This window comes from Bacillus sp. REN3 (genome assembly GCF_017912555.1).
Taxonomy (GTDB): domain Bacteria; phylum Bacillota; class Bacilli; order Bacillales; family Cytobacillaceae; genus Mesobacillus.
Genome location: NZ_JAERSD010000023.1, coordinates 56,662 through 68,919, shown reverse-complemented (window position 1 = coordinate 68,919; position 12,258 = coordinate 56,662). Strand labels below are relative to the sequence as shown.

8 protein-coding genes are annotated in these 12,258 nt (G+C 47.0%); 1 reads left to right on the top strand and 7 read right to left on the bottom strand.

Going from position 1 to position 12,258, the window contains the following annotated elements:
• The first annotated feature begins 446 nt into the window (after positions 1-446).
• On the top strand, positions 447-1,805 hold the full coding sequence (locus JJQ88_RS17265) for a radical SAM/SPASM domain-containing protein (RefSeq protein ID WP_210367283.1): 1,359 nt from the start codon (positions 447-449) through the stop codon (positions 1,803-1,805).
• A 377-nt stretch (positions 1,806-2,182) separates the two neighbouring features.
• Here the strand turns inward: JJQ88_RS17265 and rlmD are convergent, their stop codons facing one another.
• The 7 genes from rlmD to JJQ88_RS17230 all read right to left on the bottom strand — a co-directional run bounded on the left by rlmD (position 2,183) and on the right by JJQ88_RS17230 (position 12,179).
• Complete coding sequence (gene rlmD / locus JJQ88_RS17260; RefSeq protein WP_210367282.1) at positions 2,183-3,553, bottom strand: 23S rRNA (uracil(1939)-C(5))-methyltransferase RlmD; 1,371 nt, start codon at positions 3,551-3,553, stop codon at positions 2,183-2,185.
• An 83-nt stretch (positions 3,554-3,636) separates the two neighbouring features.
• Entirely contained in the window at positions 3,637-3,966 is a 330-nt protein-coding gene (locus JJQ88_RS17255; protein WP_210367281.1) for a DUF3221 domain-containing protein, read from the bottom strand.
• 88 nt (positions 3,967-4,054) lie between these two features.
• Complete coding sequence (locus tag JJQ88_RS17250; protein ID WP_210367280.1) at positions 4,055-4,600, bottom strand: GNAT family N-acetyltransferase; 546 nt, start codon at positions 4,598-4,600, stop codon at positions 4,055-4,057.
• A gap of 1,066 nt (positions 4,601-5,666) precedes the next feature.
• A complete protein-coding gene (gene recQ / locus JJQ88_RS17245; RefSeq protein WP_210367279.1) occupies positions 5,667-7,796 on the bottom strand; it encodes a DNA helicase RecQ in 2,130 nt (709 codons plus the stop codon).
• A gap of 971 nt (positions 7,797-8,767) precedes the next feature.
• Positions 8,768-10,240, bottom strand: a complete 1,473-nt coding sequence (locus JJQ88_RS17240) for a nicotinate phosphoribosyltransferase (protein WP_210367278.1) — start codon at positions 10,238-10,240, stop codon at positions 8,768-8,770.
• Between the two features lie 75 nt (positions 10,241-10,315).
• Complete coding sequence (locus JJQ88_RS17235) at positions 10,316-10,867, bottom strand: cysteine hydrolase family protein (RefSeq protein WP_210367277.1); 552 nt, start codon at positions 10,865-10,867, stop codon at positions 10,316-10,318.
• 370 nt (positions 10,868-11,237) lie between these two features.
• Positions 11,238-12,179 (bottom strand): diacylglycerol kinase, encoded by a 942-nt coding sequence (locus tag JJQ88_RS17230; protein ID WP_210367276.1) that lies wholly within the window; start codon positions 12,177-12,179, stop codon positions 11,238-11,240.
• Positions 12,180-12,258: the final 79 nt, after the last annotated feature.

Here is a 12,258-nt window from a genome sequence, read left to right as displayed (position 1 = left end):
ACATCTCCTATACTACCTCCCGTAAAGATATGCCCAAACAGGAGTGTATGTATTTTTTCGGATGTTGGCAAGTGGCCTTTTTTATGTACATAAATTAGCTGCCGTTTCCTACATTTCTAGTCTGCCATAAACAACTTTAATAGTGGATTCTCTTAATTATGCCAGATATAGAAAGGGGAATATTTTATTAAAAAACGTTTCCGCTAGATATATACGAAACAACACTGAATATGGATTATACAATCTATCAATAGCAATTTCGGCAAAAGATTTTATTGAGAATATTATTTACACAATCGGTAAAAATCGATTCTACTCCTCAACGAAAGGCTGTATAAAAAAATCTCAATCACATCTTGCAGTGGGTTTTTCTTCACCTGGTTTAGTGATCTCAATTACAAAATGCAAGAGTTTCCAAATTAAGCTTAATTAATGGAGGTAGTTGTATGACAAAATTCCCTATATTATCGCCACATATTAATATCACTGATTTGAATGAAACGGATGGGTTGTTAACAAATTTAAATAATCACCATACAAAACTGCTCAAAAGCTACCAAAGACAAATTATTAAATATTGTACCGGAGAATACTCTATTGAAGAAATTACCCAGCTGCTAAAGTCACAAAGTGTACCTCCTTCAGTTTTGGGACAAGTTGAAGGTTATATCGAACGTCTAATTCATTGGGGATATTTGATTTGGAGTCCTACAAAAAACACAATTGTAACCAAGGAATTAGCTCCCTCTATTATTTCTCAGAATGTGAGTAATTCCGATAGAATTATGAATCCTAGCGGCTTACACACTATAACTATATCAATACTGGATGAATGTTGTCTTAGTTGTCATTACTGTTCTCAAAATGCGCCTGTTGGAAAGTCAGTAATGATAGAGTTCTCGAAGATTAAAGAGATACTTTTAGAAGCATATGAACTTGGCGCGCGTTATTTTGGTGTATTCGGCGGGGAACCGATGTTGCATCCCAATATTTTTGAAATTATTCAGTATGCGTATCAGATAGGCTATCGGAAGGTTTATATGTTTACTCGAGCCACCTTAATCACTTATGAGAAAGCCAAAAAGCTTAGATCGGTTGGAATTGATACTCTCCAGGTAACGGTCGATTCTCATATACCTTCCCAATACGATTCGATCGTTGGTGTTAAGGGATCATTTAATAGGATGTACAGAGGGCTATATTATCTTCAAAATGTCGGCATTAATGTTTTCTTAAAAATGATAATTAGTAAACAAAATATAGAAAACATCAGTGAATCTATCAAATTTTTCCGTGATGCAGGTATCAAGAGTTTTGGATTAGAAGTCGTAGTCCCTGTAGGAAGAGCAGACTTTGATATTCTTCCAACTGAACAACAAATAGACCGGTTAAAAGAAGAAATAAGTGAAATTACAAGCCTTTATCCTGATTTAGAATTTAATTTAACCTACTTGAAATACGGGACACCCAAGCAATGCGCTGGAGGAATTACATCCATTTTTGTTTACGCAGATGGAGAAACAGGACCTTGCGACAAAGCCCATGCTTTTAGAAAACAGTTATCATTTGGGAATATTTACAATGAAAGCCTGAAAGATATTTGGAAAGATGGTCCTGCTTTTTTTAGAAACATGAGAAATAACGACGAACGCTGTTTAAGTTGTGATGCTAAATCTACCTGCTTAGGTGGTTGTATACTAAATTCATTGATTCTAACAAAGAAAATTGAGGCTGATCCAATGTGCAAAAATATAAGCAACAAAGAAGGAGACCTCTTTCCAGCAATTGAAACGGTTTATATTTAATGATCTTTAGAATTAAATTATTAATTTAATAGAACCACCTTTAATAAGGTGTTTTCTATAAATTACATATGGAAAGGAGGAACTAACCATGAGAAAAGAAGAGGTTTTATTCACTATTGGTGAAACAGAAGACGATTGCTTTATCTGTTGCATAATCGGTGGTGGAAATAATGGTGGTTGATCAACTAATCTAAGTGAATAGGTTATACAAAAGGAACAAAAGAATTATAAAATGCTTTTGTTCCTTTTTATTTTTTCAGGTAATTAATGTATTAAAAAGATATTCGTTTTACGATTTAAACTTCGACAATAAAGAAACAAAGGGTACCAAACTGCTGCTTAAAAGCCTTATCCACCACAGGATAAGGCTCTTGTCATTATACTAATACAATTTTCGCTACAGCTTCACAGTGTGTCGTCTGCGGGAACATATCGACCGGCTGTACTTCGATCGTCTTATACCCGCCGTCCTCCAAAATCCGCAGATCCCTTGCAAGCGTGGCTGGGTTGCATGATACATAAACGACTTTCTTCGGTTTCATGTCGATGATGGTCTGCAAGAGTGCTTCATCGCAGCCTTTGCGCGGCGGATCCACCACTAACACGTCAGCGGTGTTGCCTTGTTTGTACCAGGCCGGGATGACCTTTTCAGCTTCACCCACCTCGAATTCGGCGTTGGTAATCCCATTCAGTTCGGCGTTGCGTTTAGCGTCTTCGATGGCTTCCGGGACGATTTCGACACCGGATACCCGCTTTGCTTTTTGCGCGAGGAACAGGGAAATCGTGCCGATGCCGCAATAAGCGTCGATGACGGACTCCTCGCCTGTCAGCCCTGCGTATTCGAGCGCTTTGTGATAGAGCACCCTCGTCTGCTCGGGATTGACCTGGTAAAACGAACGGGCTGAGATGGCGAACTTGATATCACCGATGTAATCATAGATGACCTCGCTGCCCCAGAGGACCTCTGTCCTGTCTCCCATGATCACATTCGTTTTCTTCGAATTGACGTTATGGACGATCGATCTCACTTTTGGCAGCCGAGCGGTGATTTCCTCGACCAGTTTATTCTTGTGCGGGATATCGTCTGTCCTTGTGATGATGACGACCATCAGTTCGCCAGTCTGCCTGCCGTAACGTGCCATGAAATGGCGGAGGACACCTTTGTGTTTCTCCTCATTGTATGGCTGGATTCCCAGCTCGCTGGCGATTTCTTTTACCACACGGATTGCTTCGTTTATTTCCATAATATGGAGCAGACTTTCGTTCGTGTCGACGATTTCATGGCTGCGCGGTTTGAAAAAGCCCGCAACCAGCTTGCCGTCCTTCTCGCCAACTGGTACCTGTGCCTTATTGCGGTAGTGCCACGGATGCTCCATCCCAAGAATCGGATGCACTTTTACATCCGCCAGTTTACCAATGCGCGCCAGCACCTGCCTCACTTGATTCTCCTTGTATTTCAGCTGGCCTTCATAGCTGATGTGCTGAAGCTGGCAGCCCCCGTATTTATGGGCATCCTCTGCCGGGCACTCCACGCGGAAGGGGCTTTTTTGGAGAAGCTCGATGAGTCGCCCAAAACCGTAGCCTTTGTTCACCTTGATCACTTTCACCTTTGCCTTTTCGCCAGGCAGGCCGCCGGGCACGAAAATCGGGTAGCCCTCAACCTTGGCCACGCCTGCCCCGTCATGCGTCAAATCCTCAAACTCGACATCTATATAATCATTCTTTTTAACAGGAATCGTTTTGCTCATGTTTTCCGTCCTTTGCTGTGGAATGGCTAAGTCAGATTTTATCATAACAATGGCCGGATTGCGAAAAGCTCCGGACGCGCAAGTTATTTAAGTCGGATTTCTTTAGCAGTTGCCTGCTCCGGATAGCTTTCTGCTACCACTCCGTCAATCCAGAACAAGATGTGGTCGCCTTCCTTATACTCCCTCGCCTTGTCATATCTTAGCGAAATCAGCTTCAGACCCTCCTCCTTGGTCCATTCGTTTTGATTCAGGTCCTTGACCTCTTCGTACCTTGCAAGATTGATATCCTGAGCAACGAGGACGGAATCGTCATTCACCTGTAAAATATACCCTTCTCTAGCCTCCTTCTCATTTGCACAGCCGGCAAACACCAAGAGGGCCGTGAATAGGAAAAAGAACTTAACATATTTCATACTTATTCCCCCTTAACCGATTTGACGGATTTCCGGGGGTGAAAGTTACTTCTCTTGTGATAAGGTATTCCTTTGAAATCGACCTAGGCTACCTTTCCTGCCAGGTTTCTTTTTCAAAAAAAGCGCGGGAGTATTCAACCACACCCGAAACCTGGTGGAGTGCACCGTCCTTGAGCTCAAGCGCCATAAACACTTCGTCCGGCACCTCAAATGGCGCTTTGATGCCCCATTCGTTCGCTTTTCGAAATCCGAACTTCGGATAGTAATCCGGATGGCCAAGGACAATGATGGAGGAGTGGCCAAGCTTTCGAGCTTCCTTAATTGCCTCGCTGATCAGAGATTTGCCGACCCCTTTTCCCTGATGCTCCGGCAACACCGATACAGGCGCTAAAGCCAGCGAATCTGCTTGCTGATCACCGATTTTGATTTTCGTTAACAGCACATGCCCGATGATTTTTTCGTCAAGGGTTGCGACCAGCGACAATTCTGGAATAAAGGCATCCGACTTCCGGAGGCGGGCAACCAGGTTATGTTCATCGCCATCGGTCGCCTCCGCAGTCTCGAATGCCGTTTTGACTACTTGTTCCGTGAGTTTATAATCTTCTGATTGCTCTTGCCTGATTGATAGGTTCATATTTCGGCTCCCAATTGTTCGTTTTTTAAATAAATTCTCGCCTGGGACGACTTTTTCCTTCCACTTCTAAGATGGAAGCATCCAACGGCTCTTTACTGATCTGTATGTGCTTCTACGGAATATAGGACTTAACTTCTGCCCCAGTCGTTTGCTTTCAACAGGGCGTGGGATGAGCCTCCTTTCCCATCTTGCGGTACCTTTCACCCTCTCAACTGAACCGAAAGGGAGCGCATTCGCTCCTTGCGGTACCTTTCACACCTTCTACTGCCTCGAAAGGGAGCGCATCCACTTCTTGCGGTACCTTTCACCCCTGCAGCTGCCTCGGAAGGGATTGCATTAGCTCCTTGCGATACCTTTCACACCTTCTACTGCCTCGAAAGGGACCGCATTCGCTCCTTGCGGTACCTTTCACACCTTCTACTGCCTCGAAAGGGATCGCATTCGCTTCTTGCGGTACCTTTCCACCCCTGCAGCTGCCTCGAAAGGGATCGCATCCACTCCTTGCGATACCTTTCACCCTCTCAACTGAACCGAAAGGGAGCGCATCCGCTCCTTGCGATACCTTTCACCCTCTCAACTGAACCAAAAGGGAGCGCATACGCTCCTTGCGATACCTTTCACCCTCTCAACTGAACCGAAAGGGAGCGCATACGCTCCTTGCGATACCTTTCACCCCTTCTACTGCCCGAAAGGGAGCGCATCCACTTCTTGCGGTACCTTTCACCCCTGCAGCTGCCTCGGAAGGGATTGCATTAGCTCCTTGCGATACCTTTCACCCTCTCAACTGAACCGAAAGGGATCGCATCCGCTCCTTGCGATACCTTTCACCCTCTCAACTGAACCGAAAGGGATCGCATTCGCTCCTTGCGGTACCTTTCACACCTTCTACTGCCTCGAAAGGGATCGCATCCGCTCCTTGCGATACCTTTCACCCTCTCAACTGAACCGAAAGGGAGCGCATACGCTCCTTGCGATACCTTTCACCCCTTCTACTGCCCCGAAAGGGATCGCATACGCTACTTACGGCAAATAAGACGGAGCTCCACAGCCCCGCCTTCAAAATCTTCTATACTCCAACCTTCATCCGATATAAAAATGCTTTGATCATGAAATAGCTCACTTCATCCGGCAGGAGTTCCTTTATCGGCTTGAGTTTGTCACGTCCGGCTTCAGCCACGGCCTGCTCAAGTTCAGTGACATATTGATCAGGGATCAGCAACGAATAGTCGACTACCATTCCCTGCTGGATGCACTGGATCAGATGGTTTTCAATCGTACTTTCGGCCAGCTCCCGCCTCCCTGCTATTTCAGCCACTCTCAGCTTCTCCTCGTGATGAAGCTTATATGTTTCCAGATGGGAGTCAGTTATCGCTTTCCTCGCCGGTTTTGGCGGCGCCGAAACTGCGTTCAGCTCTGGCTGCCTGTCCGGATTCGCCTCACAGAACGAATCAATCGCCTCGATGAATGGCGCACCGAACTTCGTCAGTTTATGCTCTCCCACGCCGCTGACCTTCAGGAATTCGTCGCCGTTCCTCGGCAGCTTCAGGCACATATCCTTCAGCGAGGAATCCGAGAAAATCATGAATGGCGGTACATTCTCCGCGTCGGCGATTTTTTTGCGGACAACTCGCAGTTCCTCGAATAACGGATCATCATTGGCGACCTGCTTGACCTGGACAGCTTCTTTCCGGAAAACCTGCACTTTGCCGAGCAGGACTTCCTTTCCTTTTTCCGGCACGAAAATCGTCGGATAGGTTCCATGCTCGACGCCAATCAGTTCCTGGGAAATAAGGAATTCAATCAGGTCGGTCACTTGCTTGCTGCTGCGGTCCTTCAACAATCCATAAGTCGGGAGCTTATCGAATCCAAACTCGATGACCTTCTTGTTCCGAGAGCCTGTCAGGACATTGGCGGTCATCGCCTTTCCGAACTTCTGCCCCATCCGGATGATGCAAGACAGCACCATTTGCGTTTCCTTCGTGACATCCTGCATTTCCCGGGAATCGGTACAGTTGCCGCAGCGGCCGCATGTCACGGATTCGGCTTCGCCAAAGTAATGGAGAATATAGGATTGCAGGCATTCCTCGGTATGGCAGTAGCCGACCATCTGCTGCAGTTTTTCCAGCTCAGGCGCGACCCGTTCGCGGTCAGCTGTCTGGTCAATTAGGTAACGCTGGACCTGGACATCCTGCGACGAGTATAGCACGATGCATTCACTGTCCAAACCGTCCCGTCCTGCACGTCCGGCCTCCTGATAGTAGCTTTCCATATTTTTCGGCAGCTGGAAATGGACGACGTACCGGATATTGCTCTTGTCAATCCCCATCCCGAAGGCTGAAGTCGCGACCATTACCGACGCCTCGTCCTGTAAAAATCGCTCCTGCTCGCTGTTTCGCTCATCATCATTCATGCCTGCGTGGTAGCGGGCTGCGTTGAAGCCTTGCTTCAAGAGCCATTCGTGCAGTTTGTCGACTGTCTTCCTGGTCGCCGCATAGATGATCCCTGCTTCCTTTTCGTTCTTCTTCACAAACTCTTTTAAAAATGCGGCTTTGTCCTGCCCTTTTACAACCGAAAAGCTTAGGTTCTTCCGCTCAAATCCTGTCATCACTGTGTTCTCAGGTCGAATTTTTAAAGAAGCGCAAATATCTTCCCTTACCTTTGGCGTCGCAGTGGCTGTCAAGGCGAGCACGATTGGCTGTTTCGGCAGGCGATCGGCGAGACCGGAAATTTGCAGGTAGCTCGGCCGGAAGTCATGCCCCCACTGGGAAATACAGTGTGCCTCGTCGACAGCGACCAGCGGAATATCCATGTCCTGAAGATCATCCATGAACTCCCAGGAACCAAGCCGTTCAGGCGCTATATACAATAGCTTATACTTGCCGTTCCTCGCGTCATTCATCCTTGCCGCTGTTTCACCGGCTGTAAGGGTGCTGTTGATATATGTAGCTGGGATGCCATGCTGGATCAATGTATCGACCTGATCTTTCATCAGTGATATCAGTGGAGAAATGACAATCGTCGTGCCCGGCAGTACGAGAGCAGGAATTTGATAGACAATCGACTTCCCTCCTCCTGTCGGCATCACGCAAACAGTGTTCTTTCCATCCAGCACCGAGCGGATCGCCTGCTCCTGTCCATGGCGGAAAGATGGATATCCAAAATGGCGCTGCAATAATTCTTGGGCTTTTTGTAGCAAAATGGGGAACTCCTTTCTGTGTGGAAAAATAGAGGCGATATTGCAAGATTAACAATTTTATTTTAACAGTTTAGATGTTGGGATGAAACTTCTTGGTTTTTCCAGAAAAAGGAGGGACGGGAGATTCCGGAGTTTTATTGGAAGAATATCCGCTAGTTTGGAATGAATAATCCTCCTGTTTGGGAGATTCCAGCTTTCAATTGGGAGATTATCAGGTCTGATCGGGAGATTGATATCCTCATGCGAGGCTTGCCAAAATTCTGCGGAATGCTGACTGCTCCATTGAGGGATTCTGGGGGATTGACTGCTCCAAACGAAGGCCCTGTCTTGGTGATTGATTCCCTTAGCAAAGCCCTAACTTACTGCAGAATGAAGACTTCTCGATGCAAAGACCCCGGCTTCTGCCGGAAAGTCGGTTCCCACAAACGAAAAATCCAGTTACTACCGAAAAATCGGTTTACACAAACAAAAAATCCAGTTGCTGCCGAAAAATCGGTTTACACAAACAAAAATCCAGTTGCTGCCGAAAAATCGGTTTACACAAACAAAAAGTCTAGTTGCTGCCGAAAAATCGGTTCCCACAAACGAAAAATCCAGCTACTGCCGAAAAATCGGTTTCCACAAACAAAAAGTCCAGTTGCTGCCGAAAAATCGGTTCCCACAAACAAAAAGTCCAGTTGCTGCCGGAAAGTCGATTGCTACAAACAAAAAGTCCAGCTGCTGCCGAAAAACGGTTTCCACAAACAAAAAATCCAGCTACTGCCGAAAAATCGGTTCCCACAAACAAAAAGTCCAGTTGCTGCCGAAAAGTCGATTGCCACAAACAAGTCTACTTCAGCAATCCACTTCCAGGGGATTGACCCGCATACGAAGTTCCTGGCGCAGTTTAGCAAGTTTGACGGAATGGGTCCCTGTTTTATAAAGCGTTCTGGCCATGAATAAGGGCTGCCCTCTATGAGCAGCCCTCCATTTTATTTTCCCGCGATCATCTCTGCCACTTTTTCCTTCACTGCTTCGATATTCTGCATTTTATTGTCCCAGCATTTCTGGCTGAGGTCTACTGGATATTCTTCCGGGTTGAGGATCCGTTTGTATTCGTCCCATAATACGCTAAGGCAGAACTTGGAATGGGAGCGGATTTCATCGAGTGTCGGCTGTTTGTAAACGAGCTTGCCCTCTTTGTAAATATCATCGTGAAGATCTCTCGCGTCGAAGTTTTTAACGAATTTGCTCACGAATGTGTGGACCGGATGGAACATCTTGAGGCGCCTTTCCTGCTGGGGCTTTTCGTCTTCAAGCGTGATGTAGTCCCCTTCTGAGCGGTTATTCGATTTATTGATGATTCGGTAGACATTTTTAATGCCTGGTGTCGTGACTTTTTCCGGGTTGGAGGAAATCTTGATCGTATCCTCCATCTCGCCGTTTTCATTCTCGATCGAAACCATTTTATAAACGGCTCCGAGGGCAGCCTGGTCATAGGCAGTGATCAGCTTCGTCCCTATCCCCCATGTATCGATTTTCGCTCCCTGGGCCTTCAGGTTCATGATCGTATGCTCGTCCAGGTCGCTTGAGGCAACGATTTTTGCGTCCTTGAACCCCGCTTCATCCAGCATCCTGCGGGCTTCCTTCGATAAATAGGCAAGGTCCCCGCTGTCGAGGCGGATGCCGATAAAGTTGATTTTGTCGCCAAATTCCTTTGCGACCCGGATGGCGTTCGGCACTCCTGATCGGAGCGTATCGTAGGTATCGACAAGGAAAACGCAGTCTTTATGCGTTTCGGCGTATTTTTTAAAAGCGAGATAATCATCCTTGTATGCCTGGACCATTGAATGGGCATGCGTTCCTGCAATAGGAATCCCGAACAGTTTGCCTGCCCGGACATTGCTTGTCGAATCGAAGCCACCGATGTAAGCGGCGCGCGTGCCCCAGATGGCTGCATCCATTTCATGTGCGCGGCGGGAACCGAATTCCATCGCGATTTCATCTCCGACAACCTGCTTGATCCTGGATGCCTTCGTTGCGATCAGTGTCTGGTAGTTCACGATATTCAACAGCGCCGTTTCAATTAGCTGGGCCTCGGCAAGCGGGGCATCGACCCTTACAAGCGGCTGGTTGGCAAAAACAAGCTCGCCCTCCTGCATCGCCCTGATCGAACCCGAAAAGCGCAAGCCTTTAAGGTACTCGAGAAAATCCTCACCGTATTTGGCCTCTTCCCTTAAATATTGGATATCTTGATCTGTAAATCCAAAACCTTCAATAAAATTGATGATCCGCTCAAGCCCGGCAAACACTGCGTACCCATTCCCAAAAGGGAGCTTGCGGAAATAAAGATCAAATACCGCGCGGCGATTGTGCACACCATCGCGCCAGTATGTTTCCATCATATTGATCTGGTATAAATCTGTATGCAGCATCAAGCTGTCGTCTGTATATTTCGTACTCATCCAAAAACCTCCACATCCAGTCGGAATCCTGTTCGGCTTCCTTGCCGGAGCGATTCCTTCTTATCACTTGAGCTATTACCTTACCTCTGCCCCGATTGAGCTCTCGAAATGGCGGAGCGACCACTCATGGCCAACCTGGTCAAAGGAAGCAACCGCATTCTTATAGACAATAACCTTAAACCCCTTATTGTAAGCATCGACTGCTGTATGAAGCACGCATATATCGGTACAGACGCCGACAAGATGGATTTCGGTGATGCCCCGCTCCCGCAGTTTGATTTCAAGGTCTGTACCCGCAAAGGCAGAATACCTTGTTTTATCGATATAATCTACATGGTCAAGGTGCTTGTTTTCTTCATAAACCGCCTGGAGGCTACCGTACAGATTCCTTCCTTTTGTCCCGCGGATATTATGCGGCGGGTATAGCTTTGTTTCCGGATGGAATTCATCGCCCTCATCATGCACATCGATCGCAAAAACAACAAAATCACCATTCTCGATGAATTCCTTCGTGATGCCCACCAGGTTCTCCTCGATTGCCTGGCCTGGGACACCGCATGTCAGGGCCCCGTCGTCCGCAACGAAATCATAAGTGTAATCAACGTTAATCAATGCCTTTTTAACCATTATGTACCCACATCCTTTATCTTATTATCATTCCAGTTATCTTTATTTTCTTTCATTTATGATTTGCTGGCAAATTTTATATACCGAAGGATCGAGGTACTTTTTTTCCAGTCCTTCCGTCATGTGATGGATTCGTTTTTGTTCGAAGTTATCGTTATCCAGAAAATCTTGGCCGATGATGAATAATACGCCCATTTCCCTTTTTCGAGTAATCCAGCGATCCTTCTATGCAATGATACCGGGGAATCCTCCCACTATCAACAGCACCTGCTGCTGCCGCCCTGTTTTTCATTCCCTATCGCCGGTTCGGTCGCCATCGCCACAAAGTCGTTTTCTATTAAAAAATCGCTCCCATAAAAGGAGCGATCCGTCATTCTGCTTTGAAATTGAGTTCCAGGTTTTCAGGACGGTCTTCCGGGCGGATTTCGTCCAGTGGCACGAATACGCGGATGTGCCTGTACAGGTTTTCGAATTCTGCCGGCAGGGTGCCGCCGTATTCACCATCCAGGTTCAGCAGGACGGTTTCTTTTGAGTGGACCTTGATCCGGTTCGCCTGGGTATAGATAACGCCAGGATCGTTGATGTGCTCGCCCCGGACAGCAAGTGTCGCGATCCGGATGAAATCGGCAAGGTTCGTCTTCTTCAGGATCAGCAGCGAGAACATGCCATCATTGATCGAGGAGTTCGGTGCCAGGCGTTCAAAGCCTCCGACGGAATTCGTCAGGCCAACGAGGAACATCATGACCTCTCCTTCGAACAGCTTGCCATCGTACTCGATCGTCACTTTCGATGCCCGCAAAGAAGGAAGCATCTCGATTCCTTTTAAATAATAGGCGAGTTGGCCCAGCATGGTCTTCAGCTTGCTTGGGACTTCATAGGTCAGTTCTGTCAGCCTGCCGCCGCCTGCAATGTTTATAAAATATTTATCGTTGATCCGTCCGACATCGACCGGAATCGTTTCGCCCTTGGTAATGATGTCGACTGCTGCCTCGATGTCCCTTGGGATATGGAGCGCACGCGCGAAGTCATTCGTTGTTCCGACTGGAATGATGCCCAGCTGCGGACGGTATTCTTGCTCAGCGATCCCGTTGACCACCTCATTGATCGTTCCGTCACCGCCAGCAGCGATTACGAGGTCGTAACGGCGCTCGACAGCAATCCTTGCTGCATGTGTTGCATCCCCTTCGCCCGTTGTCGCGTGGCAGGAGGTTTCATAGCCGGCATTCTCCAGTTTCACGAGAACATCAGCCAGGCTTTTCTTGAAAATTTCACGGCCTGAGGTTGGATTATAAATGATTCTAGCCCTTTTCATACCCATCATCCTAATTAATATGGTTTTAGATTCCATCATTTTACATCATAGCTCAATTTACGCGGACAAGCAATTGCCT